Here is a 16985-nt window from a genome sequence, read left to right on the forward strand (position 1 = left end):
CCGCCCTGTGCGCCCTGTTCGCCTCCCCGTACAAGCCCGGACCACGCCCCGCGTACGCCCCCTTGGTCACGCCTCCTCAGGCACAGCGGCCTCACGGGCCGCATCCGGCCCCTGTTCGAGGAGGACCACCAGACCGTCCTCGTCCAGAACCGGCACCTTCAGCTGCATCGCCTTGTCGTGCTTGGATCCGGGGTTGTCGCCGACCACCACGAACGCCGTTTTCTTGGAAACAGATCCGGTCACTTTCGCGCCACGGCTCTGAAGGGCTTCTTTTGCGCCATCCCTGGTGTAGTTCTCCAGCGTTCCTGTAACGACCACGGTGAGACCTTCGAGTGGGCGGGGCCCCTCGTCCTCGCCCGCGCCCTCCTCCTCCATGCGGACCCCGGCCGCCCGCCACTTGCGGAGGATCTCCTGGTGCCACTCCTCCGCGAACCACTGCTTGAGGGAGGCGGCGATGATGCCGCCGACCCCGTCGGTGGCGGCCAGCTCCTCCTCGCTCGCCTGCTCGATCCGCTCGATGGACCGGAACTCACGGGCCAGCGCCTCGGCCGCCACCGGCCCCACATGGCGGATGGAGAGCCCGGTGAGGATCCGGGCGAGCGGGCGGTTCTTCGCCGCCTCGATGTTCTCCAGCATCGCCGCCGCGTTCTTCCGGGGCTCGCCCTGCTGGTTGGCGAAGACCGTCGCGATCTTCTCCTCGCCCGTCTTCGGGTCCCGCTTGGGCAGTCCGCTGTCCTGGTCGAGGACATAGGCCTTGATGGGCAGCAACTGCTCGACGGTGAGGTCGAAGAGATCGCCCTCGTCCTTCAGGGGCGGATCCGACGGCTCCAGCGGCTTGGTGAGCGCCGCAGCAGCGACATAGCCGAAGTGCTCGATGTCGAGGGATCTGCGGCCGGCGAGGTAGAACAGCCGCTCCCGCAACTGGGCAGGGCACGAGCGGGCGTTCGGACAGCGCAGATCGATGTCGCCCTCCTTCATGGGCCGCAGGGGGGTCCCGCACTCGGGGCACTCCGCCGGCATCACGAAGGGTGTCTCCGTGCCGTCCCTCAGGTCCACCACCGGCCCCAGGATCTCCGGAATCACGTCCCCCGCCTTGCGCAGCACCACGGTGTCGCCGATGAGCACGCCCTTGGCCTTGACGACGTCCTGGTTGTGCAGGGTGGCGAACTCGACCTCGGAGCCCGCGACCTTCACCGGTTCCACCTGTGCGTACGGAGTGACGCGGCCGGTGCGGCCCACTCCCACCCGGATGTTGACGAGCTTGGTGTTGACCTCCTCCGGCGCGTACTTCCAGGCGATCGCCCAGCGCGGGGCCCGGGCGGTGGAGCCGAGCCGCCCCTGGAGCGGGATCTCGTCGAGCTTGACGACCACGCCGTCGATCTCGTGCTCCATGGAGTGGCGGTTCTCGCCGAAGTGGGCGATGAACTCCCGTACCCCTTCCAGGGAGTCCACGACCTTGTTGTGGCGGGCGGTGGGCAGACCCCATTCGCGCAGCAGGTCGTACGCGTGCGACAGACAGTCGATGTCGAAGCCCACGCGCGCGCCGATTCCGTGCACCACCATGTGCAGCGGAAGGGTCGCCGTGACCTTCGGGTCCTTCTGGCGCAGCGATCCCGACGCGGAGTTACGGGGGTTGGCGTACGGCTGCTCGCCCGCGGCGACCCGTCTCGCGTTCAGCCCCTGGAACTTGGCCATGGGGAAGAAGACCTCCCCGCGGATCTCCACCAGCTCCGGAACCCGGTCGCCCCGCAGCCGCTCCGGAATGTCGGAGATGGTGCGGATGTTCGGAGTGATGTCCTCACCGACGCGGCCGTCACCGCGGGTGGCCGCGCGGGTCAGACGCCCGTTCTCGTATGTCAGATTGACCGCGAGGCCGTCGATCTTCAGCTCGCACAGGAAGTGGAAGTCGGAGGTGCCGACATCGCGCTCGACGCGCTCGGCCCACGCGGTCAGTTCGTCCTCGTCGAAGGCGTTGTCCAGGGAGAGCATGCGCTCGCGGTGCTCGACCTTGGCCAGGTCCGTCTCGTAGTGCCCGGCGACCTTCTGGGTCGGTGAGTCGGGCGTGCGCAGCGCGGGGTACCGCTCCTCCAGCTCCTCCAGCGAGCGCAGCATCCCGTCGAACTCGCCGTCGCTGATGACCGGCTGGTCCTTCACGTAGTAACGGAAGCGGTGCTCCTCGACCTCTTCGGCGAGCTGGGCATGCCGCTCCCGCGCCTGTGCGGGCAGGTCCGCGTCGCCCTGCGCGGGCAGCTCCGTCTGCTCTTCGCCAGTCACCGTCTCATCCTCCCGATTTCCCGGCATCGTCCCCGTCACCCATCACTCAGGGTTGTCGGCGAGTGATCTCGCCGCCCGGACGCAGTGGGCGAGCGCGGCCCGTGCGTACGCCGGGGAGGCGCCCGCGAGGCCGCAGTCGGGTGTGATCACCACGGACTCGCTCAGAGTCCCCGGATTCAGCCCCAGCCTGCGCCACAGCATCCTGACACCCATGACGCTACCTGCCGGGTCTGACAACGCCGTGTCCGTGGCGGGCACGACGCCCGCGAACAGGGTGGTGCCGCCCTCGACCGCCTCGCCGATCGATTCCTCATCACGCTCGGTGAGCAGCCCGAAGTCGAAGGAGATCGCCGCCGCCCCGGCCCGCCGCAGCAGGGCGAACGGGACATCGGGGGCGCAGGAGTGGACGACGACGCGTTCGCCCGCGACGACCTCACGCAGGGTGGCCTCGATGTGCTGGCGGTCGACGGCCCGGTGGGTGCGGTATCCGCTGGCGCTGCGGATCCGCCCGCGCAGCACGGGGGTCAGCGACGGTTCGTCGAGCTGGAGCACCACCTCGGCGCCGGGCACCCGGCGGCGTACCTCCGCCAGATGCGTACGGAGTCCTTCCGCGAGCGAGCCGGCGAGATCACGGCAGGCGCCGGGGTCCGAGAGCACGGCCTCGCCGTTGCGCAGTTCCAGCGCCGCCGCGAGGGTCCACGGCCCCACGGCCTGGACCTTCAGCGGGCCCTCGTACCCCTGGGTGAACTCCTCAAGCGCGTCGAGGTCCTCACCGAGCAGGGAGCGGGCGCGCCGGGTGTCGCGCCCGGGCCGATCGCTCACGCGCCAGCCGCTGGGCTCGACGTGGGCGTACATCTCGACGAGCAGTCCCAGGGTCCGCCCGATCATGTCGGCGCCGGGCCCGCGGGCGGGCAGTTCGGGCAGATACGGAAAATCCTCGAAGGACCCGGTGACGCTCTTGGCGGCCTCGCGGGCGTCGCCGCCGGGCATGGACCCGACGCCGGTGGCCCGGCCCCAGCTGAACTCGGTCTTCTCGCTCACCCGGGAAGCGTACGTGTCCCCCGGCCGGCCGCGGCCGGTGGCACGGCGGCGGGGCCGGCATGCCGTGCCGACGGTCCGGCCGCAGGCGGCGCGCGGGAGGGCGGGCCGACGGCCGGCGGTCCGTTGATCCGGTGGCCGGCGGTCGCCGGCACGACGGTCCTCAGTCCGGCCGGGAGGTGTCGGCCCCGCCCGGCTCCCGGAGGACCGGCGTCCGCGCCGGGGGTCAGAGCCCCGGCCGTACCGTCAGATCGTTGATCTCCGCGTCACGCGGCAGATCGATCGCGGTGAGGATCGCGGTGGCGACCGAGTCCGGGGAGATCCAGCGGGACGGGTCGTACTCCATGCCCTCCTGCGAGTGCACCTTCGCCTGCATGGGGCTGGCGGTGCGCCCGGGGTAGACGGAAGTGACGCGCACCCCATTGCCGTGCTCCTCCGCCCTGAGGGAGTCCGCAAGCGCCTTGAGGCCGTGCTTGGAGGCGGCGTACGCGCTCCACTCGGCGGAGGCCCGCAGGCCCGCGCCCGAGTTCACGAACACCACGTGTCCCCGGGAGGCGCGCAGTTGCGGCAACAGCAGCCGGGTCAGTTCGGCGGGCGCGACGAGGTTGGTGTTGAGCTGCTGGTGCCAGGTCCGGGGCCGCAGTTCGGCGACCGGGCCGAGATCGACGATCCCGGCGACGTTGAGCAGGGAGTCCAGCCGGTCCGGCATGGGCTGGTGCGAGAACGCCCAGGAGATACGGTCGGGGTCGGCAAGGTCCGCGACGAGGGTACGGGAGCCGGGGTACCGGGCGCCGAGTTCCTTCGCGCGTCCCGCGTCACGCGCCAGCAGGAGGAGATCGTCGCCCCGCTCATGGAGCCGGCGCGCGACGGCGGCGCCGATTCCGGAACCGGCGCCGGTGATCAGATGGGTGGGCATGGCGGCCATGCTCGCACCCTGGAACCGGTTGCCCAAACCGATGCGGGCGGAGCCCGTCCGTGCTACCGCACTCCGGACGACTCCTCCAGATACGCGAGCGCCGAAACCCCGTCCTCGGCGAAGAACACCAGGTCGGTGAGGGGCAGCGGGAGGAAGCCTTCCGCTTCCATCCGCCGGAACTGCGCCTTCAGACCGTCGTAGAAGCCCGCGGTGTTCAGCAGGACGACCGGCTTGGCGTGCTTGCCGTGCTTCTTGAGCTCCAGGATCTCGGTGGCCTCGTCCAGCGTCCCCGTACCACCGACCATGATCACCACGGCGTCCGACTTGGCGAGCAGCAGGGCCTTGCGCTCGGCGAGATCCCGGGCGACGACCATCTCGTCCGCGTCGGCGCGCGCCACGGCGGAGAGGAAGTCCACGGAGACACCGACGAGCCGCCCGCCCGTGTCCCGCACCCCGTCGGCGACGACCTTCATCAGCCCGCTCTCGGAGCCGCCCCACACCAGGGTGTGGCCGCCCTTGCCGACCAGCTCGGCGAAATCACGGGCGGGGCGGGTGTAGCGCTCGTCGAGGTCGGCGGCGGAGAGGAAAACGCAGATGTTCATGCCGTCACGGTACGGTGCCGTGCCTGCTGCCCAGTGCCGCCTTTCCGGACTCTCCCCGTCGCCGTTTCCCGAACGGTCCTCATGTCAGCGGGCGTTGGCACCGCCGTCCGGAACCGGCCGGGCGGAAAACAACCCGTTCCGGCGATGAGTTCCGCGCGGGGCGGCGGTCAGCACTCCCATGGACAACATGAGCCGTACGCTCCACAAGGCGCGGTCGGACGACGGCACGGTCATCGCGTACGAGCGGCGGGGCGAGGGGCCCTCCGTGGTGCTCGTCAGCGGCGCGCTGTGCACGGCGGCGACCGAGGCGCCCCTCGCCTCGCTCCTGGCGTCGCGTTTCACCGTCTTCACCTACGACCGGCGCGGTCGCGGCGGGAGCGGGGACACCGCTCCGTATGCCGTGGAGCGCGAGATCGAGGACCTGGCGGTCGTGATCGACGAGGCGGGCGGCAGTGCCCGTGTGCACGGGATGTCGTCGGGAGGCGTACTCGCGCTGCGGGCGTCGGCCGCGGGACTGCCCATCACCCAGCTGTCGTTGTACGAGCCCCCCTTCGACCCGGCGGCGAGATCCGGAACGCAGCCCACGCCCTATGGCGAACGGCTGCGCGACGCGCTGGCCGCCGACAAGCGGGGCGACGCCCTCGCCCTGTTCCTCGGCGAGACCGGAATGCCGGCGGAGATGCTGGCGGGTATGCGCCAGTCGCCGGTGTGGGCGGCCCTGGAGGCGGTGGCGCACACCCTCGGGTACGACCACGAGGTGATGGGGGACCGCGCGCTGCCCGCCTGTCTGCTGCACGAGGTGCCGATGCGGACGATGGTCATCGACGGCGGTTCGAGCCCCTCCTGGATGCGGGAGTCCGCCCGGCTGGCGGCCGACGCCCTGCCTCGCGGCTGCCACCGCACCCTGACGGGCCAGACGCACGAGGTGGCGCCGCATGTGCTGGCCCCGGTGCTGGAGGAGTTCTTCACGAGCTGACAGGGCTCGCCGGTGAGCCTTGGATGAGGCTCACCGGCCCGTCCTTCGAAGGAGTGCGGCCCCGAGCCGGTCCCGCGTGCCCGGACGAGGGTCCGCGTCTCAGGCCAGGGAAGCCGCCGCCCGCCGCGTGGCGGAGATCGTCGCCGAGCCCACCACGCGGGTGCCGTCGTACAGCACGATCGCCTGGCCGGGGGCGACGCCCCGAACCGGCTCGCTGAAGCTCACCGTCAGCTCGTCGCCCTCCATGGCGGCCGTCACGGCCGTCTCGCCGCCGTGGGCGCGCAGCTGTGCGGTGTACGCCCCCGGGCCGGCGGGCGCGGCTCCGCACCAGCGGGGCCGGATCGCGGTGAGCCCGGTGACGTCGAGGGCCGCCGCAGGGCCGACCGTGACGGTGTTGTCGACGGGGGAGATGTCCAGGACGTAGCGCGGCTTGCCGTCGGGAGCCGGGTGGCCGATGCGCAGGCCCTTGCGCTGGCCGATGGTGAAGCCGAAGGCGCCCTCGTGGGTGCCCACCTTCGTACCGGACTCGTCGAGGATGTCGCCCTCCTCGGTACCGAGGCGAGAGGCGAGAAAGCCCCGGGTGTCCCCGTCGGCGATGAAGCAGATGTCGTGGCTGTCCGGCTTCTTCGCCACGGCCAGGCCCCGGCGCTCGGCCTCCGCGCGGATCTCGTCCTTGGTGGTGAGGGTGTCACCGAGCGGGAACATCGCATGCGCCAGCTGGCGCTCGTCGAGCACCCCGAGGACGTACGACTGGTCCTTCGCCATGTCGCTGGCGCGGTGCAGCTCGCGGCTTCCGTCCTCCTTGAGGACGACGGTGGCGTAGTGGCCCGTGCAGACCGCGTCGAAACCGAGCGCGAGCGCCTTGTCGAGCAGCGCGGCGAACTTGATCTTCTCGTTGCAGCGCAGACAGGGGTTGGGGGTGCGGCCCGCCTCGTACTCCGCGATGAAGTCCTCGACGACGTCCTCACGGAAACGCTCGGCGAGATCCCACACGTAGAACGGGATGCCGATGACATCGGCGGCGCGGCGGGCGTCGCGCGAGTCCTCGATGGTGCAGCAGCCGCGCGCGCCCGTGCGGAACGACTGCGGATTCGCGGAGAGCGCCAGATGCACACCGGTCACCTCGTGTCCGGCCTCGACGGCACGGGCGGCGGCGACGGCGGAGTCCACGCCGCCTGACATGGCGGCGAGCACACGGAGCGGGCGCTGGGAAGTCTCAGTCATAGCCCCACCAGGGTACGGGCCCGGGGAACCGAGGGCTCGCGAGTATGCGTTGAACAGCGCATGGGAAGCGATGCGAAGCGCGAGGGGGGCCGGTCCGGCGGCAGCAGGCCCCGGATCAACAGGAGGGCGGTGCTCGTCGGGAGCGCGGCCCTACTGGTGGGCGGTGGCGCGCTGGCGCAGGACGAGCTGCGGCGGCTGTGGTGGCGGATGCCGGGGATGGCGAAGCCGCGCAAGGAGGGCGAGCTGGATCATGTCGGCGCGGAGTGGACGGCCGCCTCGCGGGCGAACTGGCGGCTCGCGGACCGCCCCGACGACTACCGCATCGACCGGGTGATCATCCATGTGGTGCAGGGCAGCTACCGCTCGGCCCTGAGGGTCTTCAAGAATCCGGGGCACGGGGCCGCGACCCACTACGTCGTGCGCAAGGACGGGCATGTCGCCCAGATGATCCGCGAACTGGACGTGGCCTTCCATGCCGGGAACCGGGGGTTCAACGAACGCAGCATCGGCATAGAGCACGAGGGGTTCGTGGACCGGCCCCAGGACTTCACGGCCGCGATGTACCAGGGGTCGGCGAGGCTCACGGCCGGCATCTGCGCGCGGTACGACCTCCCGGTGGACCGGGAGCACATCATCGGGCACGTGGAGGTACCCGGCACGGACCACACGGACCCGGGGCCGCACTGGGACTGGGACCGGTACATGAAGCTGGTGCGGGACGCGATGCCGGCGGCCCGGCGCCCGGCGCAGGGCAAGGCGGAGTAGACGGCGCGCACGGGGCCGAAGCCGGCGCACGGCGGAGCGGCAGGCGGGCTGTGGGCGAGCGCAGGGCACCTCCCGGACGGTGCGCACCTCCCGGATGGCGGGACGGTGGGTGGGCGCCGGTGCTCGGGCGGGCGCGGGATATGTGGGCCTGCGGGGTCTCCGCGGTCCGGCACGTGTCTCGGCGGTCCGCCGGGTGTCCCGCTGTCGGGGCGGGGTCCGCTGCCCGGCGGGCGGGGCGCCTCACCGGCGAGTGGCGGGCCTCATGGGGGCGGGCGCATGGGGGGCGGGGCTCACCGGGCCGGGGCCCACGGCGCCGGGGCACGCGGACGCCCGCCGAGCACGCCGCGGATCGTACGGGTGGGGGCGATTCCGGTTGTGGCGTACGGGCGCCAGGCCCTGGTGGCGGGCCGGGCGGGGTGCCAGGCTTAACTCAGACCCGCCGTACGGGCCCGTTCCACCGCCGGGCCGATCGCTTTCGCGACCGCCTCCACGTCCGCCGTGGTGGAGGTGTGACCGAGGGTGAAGCGGAGGGTCCCTCGCGCCAGGTCCGGGTCGGTGCCGGTCGCGAGGAGTACGTGGCTGGGCTGGGCCACTCCAGCCGTACAGGCCGACCCCGTGGAGCACTCGATGCCCTGTGCGTCCAGGAGCAGGAGCAGAGAGTCGCCCTCGCAGCCGGGGAAAGTGAAGTGCGCGTTGGCGGGCAGCCGGTCCTCGGGGTCGCCACCGAGGATCGCGTCCGGGACCGCCGCGCGTACGGCGGCGACAAGCCGGTCCCGAAGGGAGCCGATCTCTCGCGCGAACTCCTCACGGCGTTCGGCGGCCAGCTTGCCGGCCACAGAGAAAGCTGCGATCGCGGGGGCGTCCAGGGTCCCGGAGCGTACGTGCCGCTCCTGGCCGCCGCCGTGCAGGACCGGTACCGGGGTGTGGTCCCGGCCCAGGAGAAGCGCGCCGATGCCGTACGGCCCGCCGATCTTGTGGCCGGAGACCGTCATGGCGGCGAGCCCGGAGCCGGCGAAGGCGACATCGAGCTGACCGACGGCCTGGACGGCGTCGGAGTGCAGCGGGATGCCGAACTCGCCCGCCACGGCGGCGAGCCCGGCGACCGGCATCACGGTGCCGATCTCGTTGTTGGCCCACATCACGGTGGCGAGCGCGACATCGTCGGGGTTGCGCTCGATGGCGTCCCGCAGGGCATCGGGGTGCACCCGCCCGTAGGCGTCGACGGGCAGGTACTCCACGGTGGCGCCCTCGTGCTCGCCGAGCCATTCGACGGCGTCGAGGACGGCGTGGTGCTCGACGGGGCTCGCCAGAACCCGGGTCCTGGCGGGTTCGGCATCGCGCCGCTGCCAGTACAGGCCCTTGACGGCAAGGTTGTCGGCCTCGGTCCCGCCCGAGGTGAAGACCACCTCGCTGGGCCGTGCGCCGAGGGCCTCGGCAAGGGTCTCCCGCGCCTCCTCGACGGTGCGGCGGGCCCGGCGTCCGGCGGCGTGGAGCGCGGACGCGTTGCCGGTGACGGTCAGCTGGGCGGACATCGCCTCGACGGCCTCCGGCAGCATCGGAGTGGTCGCGGCGTGATCGAGGTAGGCCATGGTGGCCTCGATTCTACGAGGCGGATCGGGCGGTGCGGACGGGGAGCGGTGGTGGACGGGGGTGCGCCCTCCGTGCTGCGGTTCCGTGCCCGGTGACGGCCCGTGGCCCGGCTTCCGGATGCGGGTGCGGGTGCGGGGTCAGCAGGACAACGACGGCCAGGGCCCCGGTGGGGTCCCCCGAGGGTCGGAGTCCGCGTAGAGACCGGCCACGGCGGCGGCCGTATCCGCCAGCATCTCGCGGACCTCGGGGGGTGAGAGCACCACGAGGTCCGTGCCGAAGGTGAGGAGGGTGCGGGTTTCCATGAGGGAGGTGTAGCCGAGTTCCAGACGGGTCCAGGTGCCGTCCTGGCCTTCCGGGACGGGGTCCGAGGCCAGGCGGAGGCCATTGAGCCGCACAAAGAGTTCGAGGCTGGAGGTGCGTACGAGTGCTGTGACACGGAGTGCCCGGGGGCGCTGTTCGAGATCACCGCGGAGGGTCTCCCAGACATCGGCGAGTTCCAGCCCGGGGCGGCGGCGGACGGGCTCGTCGACGACGGTGGCGGAGACCACCCGGTCCGCGCGGAAGAGCCGTGGCGAGCCCGACTTGTCGGCGACCAGGTACCAGACGCCCGCCTTGACGACCAGGCCGTAAGGGTCGAGGAGGTAGGCACCGGGCTCGGTCGCCCCGCGGCGGCGGTAGCGGAGCCGCAGCCGCCGGTCGGTGAAGACCGCGGTGCTGAGGGCGTCCAGATCCACGGCGGGCTGCCGGGCGAGCCAGCGGGCCGGATCCACCAGGATCCGGCGGCTCGTCAGCTCGGCGGCGGGCCGGTGCGGTTCGGGCAGCGCGGCCATGACCTTGCGCAGGGCCGACCCGAGCGCCTCGTCGAGGCCGAGATCGCTGTGCGCACCCTGGTCCGCCAGCACGAACAGGGCGCGGGACTCGTCCTCGGTGAGGCCCGTGACATCGGTGCGGAATCCGGGCAGCAGGGCGATGCCACCGTGCCTGCCGCGCTCGGCGTAGACGGGGACGCCGGAGGAGGAGAGGGCTTCGATGTCGCGGTAGATGGTCCGTACGGAGACCTCCAGGCGTTCGGCCAGCTCGGCGGCGGGCACGAGGCCCCGGGTCTGGAGGAGCAGCAGGATCGACAGCAGCCGTTCGGACTTCACGGGATGAGGTCTCCGAAAAATATGACGGTAGTTGTCAGGTTATCCCGGGACAGTGCGCGGCACCGGCGGAACGGGGCGTGTGGGACGGGAGGGTCCCGAGGTCCGTTCCGTCGGCCGACCGGGCTCGGTGAAGCCCGTACGAACCATCATGCACACCGAGGAGATGGACCGCATGAACGACCCTCGACCCCAGTACGAGCGGGCCGCCGAACAGTTCGCCGGACTGCTGAAGACCGTGACGCCGGACCGGCTCGGCGACCCCACACCCTGTTCGGAGTACGACGTCCGGGCCCTGCTGTCCCATGTTGTGGGCGGGGCACACCGGATCGCGGATGTGGGTGAGGGCGGCGAGGCGACGGCCACGCCCCTGACCATGGACGGGGTCGCCGACGAGGGCTGGAGCGCGGCGTACGACGAGGCCCGCCACCGGTTCGCCGGGGCGTGGGCGGACGACGCGAGGCTCGGGCAGGAGGTGACGATGCCGTGGGGCCGGGTACCGGGGGCGGCCGCGGTCGGGGGCTTTGTGATGGAGACCGTGGCCCACACCTGGGACCTCTCCAAGGCGCTCGGGCATCCGCTGCCGCTGGACCAGTCACTGGCGGAGGCCGTTCTGCCGGCGGCCCAGGCGATGCTGCCGGCGGACCGCCGGGGCGGGGAGGTGCCGTTCGAGGCGGTCCGGGAGGCACCGGCGGACGCGGACGCCTACGCACGGCTGGCGGCCTGGCTGGGCCGCGAGGTGTAGCGCCCGCCGCCCGGAGCGGCACCGGCGCGGCGCCGGTACCCGCACCCGCACCCGCACCCGCACCCGCACCCACGGGATCGTCGTCCGGGCGCGGACCCCGGCCCGGCCGGGGAGCCACCCGCACCCGCACCCACGGGATCGTCCCGTCGTCTCGGGTGCCGGCAGGGTCGGCCCGCCTGGCGGAAGACCAGGAGGTCGGCCCTGCCGGAGCCGGGGGATCGGGTCAGCGCGGGGCTTTGGCGAGCTGGCGGGACTGGGCCACCAGACGGTCGCGGCTGTCCCAGACCTCCGCGTCCTCCTCCAGAAAGCCGCCCGCCAGATTCCGGGTCGTGATCGCGACCCGCAGCGGGCCGGGAGCGGGGCGGCAGCGGACATGGGTGGTCAGCTCGACGGTGGGCGTCCAGCCCTTGAGGCCCAGTTCGAACGAGGTCGGGGGCAGGGCGTCGACCGTCAGCAGCAGGGAGAGCGGATCCGCGTCACGCCCGTCGGCGAGGGAGAACCAGCCGCGCATCTCCCCCTTGCCGGAGGGCATCCCGACCGCCCAGCCGACGGTGGCCGGGTCGAGCCTGATGTTCAGCCGCCGGGTGATGGCGGAGCCGCCGGCGAAGGTGGGCTCCGGGCCGTCCTCCGGGCCGAGACAGTTCTCGTACGGCGGAATGGCCGGCGGCCTCGCGGAGGTGCGCACCTCGTCGGTCAGCCCGTCGAGGTCGCCGTAGGTGGCGAGGACGCGGATGCGCTCGACCTCGGTGCCGTCCTCGCCGTACTGGACGAGGGACGCCTGGCCGGTGGAGAGGGTGCGGCCGGTGCGGATGGTCTGGGTCCGGATCACCGCCGGACCGGGCTGGGAAGCGCTCAGGTAGTGCGCCGACACGGTGAAGGGGTCGGGGTGCGGCAGCGCGTCCGCCAGGGACCGGCCGAGGAGCGCGAGGAGGTAGCCGCCGTTGACGGCCCGGAGCACCGTCCAGCCCGCCGAGAGCTCCGCGTCGTAGACGCCGGGTGCGCGTAGGGTGACCGCGGTGTCGCGGTCGAACTCGCTGTCGCCGATGGATGCCTGAACCGCCTGTGCCATAGCGGCACCATACAATAATCACATACTAAGCGGTAGCTTTTCTCCGGAGGGACTGTCATGGGTGCTCCCGCCTTCCGCGCCGGGCACCCTGAAGAACGCGGGCGGTCAGCCACCGGGGCGGTCAGCTCTCCTCGGTCGCGGAGGAGCGCCGGTTCCAGGCCCGGGGCGCACGCCAGTGGTAGCGCATCGCCAGCAGACGCAGAACGAAGGCGGTCACCACGGCGAGCCCGCTGGATGCCGCGTTCAGCATGTCGAACCGGATGAAGAGCACGACCATGACCGCACCGACGATCGCGGGAACGGCATACAGATCACGGTCCCAGCGCAGCAGGGAGGGGACCTCGTTGGCCAGGACGTCGCGCAGCACGCCGCCGCCGACGGCGGTCGCGAGCCCCAGCACCGCCGAGGAGGTGAGGCCGAGCCCGTACTCGTACGCCTTGGTGGTGCCCGTCACACAGAACAGCCCGAGGCCCGCCGCGTCGAAGACGTTGACGCCGGTCTGGATGCGTTCGACCTCGGGGTGGAGGAAGAAGACCAGCGCGGCCGCGACCAGGGGCATCAGAAAGTACCCGAGATCGGTGAAGGCGGCCGGGGGAACCGCCCCGATGATCAGATCACGCAGCAGCCCTCCGCCCAGCGCGGTCACCTCGGCGAGTACCGCGATGCCGAAGACATCGAAGTTCTTGCGTACGGCGAGCAGTGCGCCGGAGATCGCGAAGACGAAGATTCCGGCGAGGTCGAGCGCGTGCTGGACGGAGGGCGTGAAGAGTTCTTGGAACACCGGACGATTGTGCCGGGTCTACTCCCTGAGCCCGCCGGACCCGCCCGGCTCCTGGATCCGGGCCTCACCGCCGGCACCGGACCCGCCGGGCTCCCCGACCTCACTCCCAGCACCAGACCCGCCGGGCTCCCGGACCCCGCCCCCTCCACCGGACCGGTCCGGCTCCTCGGCCCCGGCGACCGCCTCCCCAGCCTCCCCAGCCTTCGCCACCTCCGGCGCCTCCTCCGGCCCCGCTTCCTCCGGCTCCGGGACGCCCGACCCCGCCACCTCCGGCCCCGGAACGGCCAGCTCCGGGACGCCCGACCCCGCCATCTCCGACCCCGAGACGGCCGACTTCGGAACCGCCGTCACCACCTCGATCGCCTCGCGCGCCGACTCCAGCACGGTCTCCTCGGGAACCTGGTCGGGCGCGTTCTCCGGATGGTGGCAGGCCACCTGGCGTCCCGGGCGCAGGGCCAGCAGGGGAGGCTCCTGCCGCGTGCAGATCTCGGTCGCCTTCCAGCACCGGGTGTGGAAGCGGCAGCCCGCCGGCGGGGAGATCGGCGACGGCACATCGCCCTTGAGCAGAATCCGCTCGCTCTTGGCACCCCGCCGCCGGGGGTCGGGCACCGGCACCGCCGAGAGCAGCGCCTTGGTGTAGGGGTGCATCGGGGCCTCGTACAGCGCCTTGCGGTCCGAGAGTTCCACGATCTTGCCGAGGTACATCACCGCGATCCGGTCGGACACATGCCGGATGACCGACAGATCGTGAGCGATGATCACATAGGTGAGCCCCAGCTCGTCCTGGAGGTCGTCCAGCAGATTGACCACCTGCGCCTGGATGGAGACGTCCAGCGCGGAGACGGGCTCGTCCGCCACGACCAGCCGGGGCTTCAGCGCGAGGGCCCGCGCGATGCCGATGCGCTGTCGCTGGCCGCCGGAGAACTCGTGCGGATAGCGGTTGTAGTGCTCGGGGTTGAGGCCCACCAGTTCGAGCAGCCGCTGGACCTCCTTCTTCACCCCGCCCTCGGGGGTGATGCCCTGGAGTGCGAAGGGCGCGGAGACGATCGTGCCGATCGTGTGCCGGGGGTTCAGCGAGGAGTACGGATCCTGGAAGATCATCTGGACGTCACGCCGCAGCGGACGCATCTCCCCGACACCCAGGTGGGTGATGTCATGGCCCTCGAACTCGATCCTCCCGCCGGTCGGTTCGAGCAGCCGGGTGATCAGCCGGCCCATCGTCGACTTGCCGCAGCCGGATTCGCCCACCACCCCCAGGGTCTCGCCGGGGCGTACGTCGAAGGTCAGCCCGTCGACCGCCTGCACGGCCCCGGCCTGCCGCCGGAGCAGCCCCTTCCGGATAGGGAAGTGCTTGACCAGGCCCTCGACCCTCAGCAGCGCGTCCGGGGCGGCCTTCTCCTGCCCGGCCGACTGCCGGGGGATCCTCACATCGTCACTCACAGCTTGGGCGCAATCTCTTCGGTCCAGATCCGTGTCCGTTCCTCGCGCGCCATATGGCAGGCGGAGAAGTGCCGGCTGCCCACCTCGCGGAGTTCGGGGCGGAGGGTACGCGTCACGTTGTCCCCCGGCACATCGGCGTACGGGCAGCGGGGGTTGAAGGCACAGCCGTCGGGGACGTTGATCAGGCTGGGCGGGGAGCCCTTGACCGGGATGAGCCGTTCGGTCTGGTCGCGGTCGATCCTCGGCATGGAGCCGAGCAGTCCCCAGGTGTAGGGGTGCTGGGGCTCGTAGAAGACCTTCTCGGCGGGCCCCCGCTCCACGCACCGGCCGCCGTACATCACCAGGATGTCGTCGGCGAGTTCGGCGACGACGCCCAGGTCGTGGGTGATGACGATGACCGCCGAGCCGAACTCCTTCTGGAGATCGCGGATGAGGTCGAGGATCTGGGCCTGGACCGTGACGTCCAGCGCGGTCGTCGGCTCGTCGGCGATCAGCAGCTCGGGGTTGTTGACCAGCGCCATCGCGATCATCGCGCGCTGGCGCATTCCTCCGGAGAACTCGTGCGGATAGCTGTCCACGCGTCTGTCGGGCTGCGGAATGCCCACCCGGTCGAGCATGTCGATCGCCCGTTTGCGCGCGGTCTTCTTGTCGACGTCGTGGTGGACGCGGTACGCCTCCACGATCTGACGGCCGATCGTGTAGTACGGATGCAGTGCGGAGAGCGGGTCCTGGAAGATCATCGCCATGTCACGGCCGCGGAGCCTGCGCACCTCGTCCTGGTCGGCGCTCAGCAGTTCCCGGCCGTCGAGCCAGACCTCGCCGGAGATACGCGCCCTGCGGCGGCCGTACTGCCCCGCGGTGTGCAGGCCCATGATGCCGAGCGAGGTCACGGACTTCCCGGAGCCGGACTCGCCGACGATGCCGAGCGTCCGCCCCTTCTCCAGCCGGAAGCTGAGGCCGTCGACCGACTTGACCAGGCCGTCGTCGGTCGGGAAGTGGACCTTGAGGTCGCGCACTTCGAGGAACGCGCCGGGCGGGGGCGATCCGGCCGCGGCGACCTCGCCCGGCGCCGTACCGCCACCCGCGAGCAGACCGTCGTCACCACCGCCGACGGGGGCCGGATCACCGCCCGAACCGAACGCACCACCGCCGGACGAGGCCGGATCACCGCCCGAACCGAACGCACCACCGCCGGACGAGGCCGGATCACCGCCCGAACCGAACGCACCACCGCCGGACGAGGCCGGATCGCCTCCGGAAGCGGACGGGACACCCGTGCCGGGCCGGCCGCCGGAGTCCCCCGTGGTGCCACCGGGCTTGTCGAGATGGGTCATCCGATCCTCACTCGCGGGTCGACGACGGCGTACAGCAGGTCGACGACGAGGTTCGCGACACAGATGAACAGGGCCGCGAAGAGCGTCACCCCGAGAATCAGCGGCAGATCCTTGGTCTGGATGGACTCGATCGCGAGCCGCCCCAGTCCGGGCAGGTTGTACGTGGACTCGGTGAGCACCGCACCGCCCAGCAGCGCCCCGAGGTCCAGTCCGAGAAGGGTCAGTACGGGCGTCCAGGTGGAGCGCATCGCGTGCCGCCCGATGACGACGCGCTCCGTGAGGCCCTTGGCGCGGGCGGTCCGGATGTAGTCCTCCCCCATGATCTCCAGCATGGTGGCGCGGGTGAGCCGTGCGTACATCGCCGCGTACAGGAAGGCGAGGGTGATCCACGGCAGGACCAGCGTCCGGAACCACTGGGCCGGGTCCTCCCCCAGTGCCGCGTACTCACCGCTGACCCAGTCCAGCTGATAGCTGAAGACGGCCAGGGAGAGCAGTCCGGTGAAGTAGATCGGGAGCGAGACACCGGCCAGCGCGGCGGTCATCGCGGCCCGGTCCCACAGGCTGCCCCGGCGCAGCGCCGAGACGACGCCCGTGCTGACACCGCCGACGACCCAGAGCAGACAGGCGCCCGCGGCGAGCGAGAGGGTGACCGGGATCGCGTCGGTGAGCTGGGGCCACACCTCCTGCTCGGTGCGGAAGGAGTAGCCGAAGCAGGGTGCGGGACACCGGGTGACATCCGCGCCGTTGGCGTACTCCCGGCCGGCGAACAGCCCCTGGACGAAGTTCCAGAACTGCACCAGCACCGGATCGGCGAGGCCCAGCTTCCGCCGGATGCCCTCGATCGCGGCCGGGTCGGTCTGCTTGCCTGCAAAAAGGTACGCCGGATCGGACCCGGCCCACTTCGGGAGCACGAAGAAGATGACGAAGGTCGTCAGGGTCACGACCATCAGCATCATGGCGACGGCGAACAATCGCCGGATGACGTAAGCAAGCACTGTGCGCGGCCCGGGGGGGGGGGGGGGGGGGGGGGGGGGGGGGGGGGGGGGGGGGGGCGGCGCCGGCCCCCCCCCCCCGCCCCCCCCGCGGCCC

The 16985-nt window shown here is 71.8% G+C and carries 15 protein-coding genes; 3 read left to right on the plus strand and 12 right to left on the minus strand.

What is annotated here, in order from left to right:
* Nucleotides 1-66 precede the first annotated feature (66 nt).
* The 4 genes from ligA to ACFYT4_RS12450 all read right to left on the minus strand — a co-directional run bounded on the left by ligA (nt 67) and on the right by ACFYT4_RS12450 (nt 4830).
* Nucleotides 67-2301 carry an NAD-dependent DNA ligase LigA gene (ligA, locus tag ACFYT4_RS12435; RefSeq protein WP_389267509.1) on the minus strand — a complete coding sequence of 745 codons (2235 nt, stop codon included), beginning with the start codon at nt 2299-2301 and terminating at the stop codon, nt 67-69.
* Between the two features lie 15 nt (nt 2302-2316).
* A complete protein-coding gene (locus tag ACFYT4_RS12440) occupies nt 2317-3315 on the minus strand; it encodes a methionine synthase (RefSeq protein WP_389267510.1) in 999 nt (332 codons plus the stop codon).
* A 223-nt stretch (nt 3316-3538) separates the two neighbouring features.
* Nucleotides 3539-4228, minus strand: a complete 690-nt coding sequence (locus ACFYT4_RS12445; RefSeq protein WP_389267545.1) for an SDR family oxidoreductase — start codon at nt 4226-4228, stop codon at nt 3539-3541.
* Between the two features lie 62 nt (nt 4229-4290).
* A complete protein-coding gene (locus tag ACFYT4_RS12450; protein WP_389267511.1) occupies nt 4291-4830 on the minus strand; it encodes a TIGR00730 family Rossman fold protein in 540 nt (179 codons plus the stop codon).
* Between the two features lie 178 nt (nt 4831-5008).
* On the opposite strand from ACFYT4_RS12450, the gene ACFYT4_RS12455 reads away from it, so the two are divergent.
* Nucleotides 5009-5806 carry an alpha/beta fold hydrolase gene (locus ACFYT4_RS12455; protein ID WP_389267512.1) on the plus strand — a complete coding sequence of 266 codons (798 nt, stop codon included), beginning with the start codon at nt 5009-5011 and terminating at the stop codon, nt 5804-5806.
* Nucleotides 5807-5905: 99 nt separating this feature from the next.
* Here the strand turns inward: ACFYT4_RS12455 and mnmA are convergent, their stop codons facing one another.
* Nucleotides 5906-7030 (minus strand): tRNA 2-thiouridine(34) synthase MnmA, encoded by a 1125-nt coding sequence (gene mnmA, locus ACFYT4_RS12460; RefSeq protein WP_389267513.1) that lies wholly within the window; start codon nt 7028-7030, stop codon nt 5906-5908.
* Between the two features lie 60 nt (nt 7031-7090).
* On the opposite strand from mnmA, the gene ACFYT4_RS12465 reads away from it, so the two are divergent.
* A complete protein-coding gene (locus ACFYT4_RS12465) occupies nt 7091-7795 on the plus strand; it encodes an N-acetylmuramoyl-L-alanine amidase (RefSeq protein WP_389267514.1) in 705 nt (234 codons plus the stop codon).
* A 425-nt stretch (nt 7796-8220) separates the two neighbouring features.
* On the opposite strand, the gene ACFYT4_RS12470 is transcribed toward ACFYT4_RS12465, so the two are convergent.
* Nucleotides 8221-9384 (minus strand): cysteine desulfurase family protein, encoded by a 1164-nt coding sequence (locus ACFYT4_RS12470; protein WP_389267515.1) that lies wholly within the window; start codon nt 9382-9384, stop codon nt 8221-8223.
* A gap of 138 nt (nt 9385-9522) precedes the next feature.
* On the minus strand, nt 9523-10530 hold the full coding sequence (locus ACFYT4_RS12475; RefSeq protein WP_389267517.1) for a helix-turn-helix transcriptional regulator: 1008 nt from the start codon (nt 10528-10530) through the stop codon (nt 9523-9525).
* Nucleotides 10531-10702: 172 nt separating this feature from the next.
* On the opposite strand from ACFYT4_RS12475, the gene ACFYT4_RS12480 reads away from it, so the two are divergent.
* Nucleotides 10703-11272, plus strand: a complete 570-nt coding sequence (locus ACFYT4_RS12480; protein WP_389267518.1) for a TIGR03086 family metal-binding protein — start codon at nt 10703-10705, stop codon at nt 11270-11272.
* Between the two features lie 223 nt (nt 11273-11495).
* Here the strand turns inward: ACFYT4_RS12480 and ACFYT4_RS12485 are convergent, their stop codons facing one another.
* From ACFYT4_RS12485 to ACFYT4_RS12505, 5 genes are all read right to left on the minus strand, one after another.
* The gene (locus tag ACFYT4_RS12485) at nt 11496-12341 is read right to left on the minus strand and encodes a thioesterase family protein (RefSeq protein WP_389267519.1); all 846 of its coding nucleotides are present in this window, start codon (nt 12339-12341) and stop codon (nt 11496-11498) included.
* A gap of 121 nt (nt 12342-12462) precedes the next feature.
* Nucleotides 12463-13122, minus strand: coding sequence for a trimeric intracellular cation channel family protein (locus ACFYT4_RS12490; RefSeq protein ID WP_389267520.1), 660 nt, complete (start codon nt 13120-13122; stop codon nt 12463-12465).
* Between the two features lie 18 nt (nt 13123-13140).
* Nucleotides 13141-14562 (minus strand): ABC transporter ATP-binding protein, encoded by a 1422-nt coding sequence (locus tag ACFYT4_RS12495; protein ID WP_389267521.1) that lies wholly within the window; start codon nt 14560-14562, stop codon nt 13141-13143.
* A complete protein-coding gene (locus tag ACFYT4_RS12500) occupies nt 14559-15896 on the minus strand; it encodes an ABC transporter ATP-binding protein (RefSeq protein ID WP_389267522.1) in 1338 nt (445 codons plus the stop codon). The genes ACFYT4_RS12495 and ACFYT4_RS12500 overlap by 4 nt, the downstream gene beginning before the upstream one ends.
* Nucleotides 15893-16891, minus strand: a complete 999-nt coding sequence (locus ACFYT4_RS12505; RefSeq protein WP_389267523.1) for an ABC transporter permease — start codon at nt 16889-16891, stop codon at nt 15893-15895. Before ACFYT4_RS12505 ends, ACFYT4_RS12500 begins: the two co-directional genes overlap by 4 nt.
* Nucleotides 16892-16985: the final 94 nt, after the last annotated feature.

Source organism: Streptomyces sp. NPDC004609 (genome assembly GCF_042873655.1).
Classification (GTDB): Bacteria; Actinomycetota; Actinomycetes; order Streptomycetales; family Streptomycetaceae; genus Streptomyces.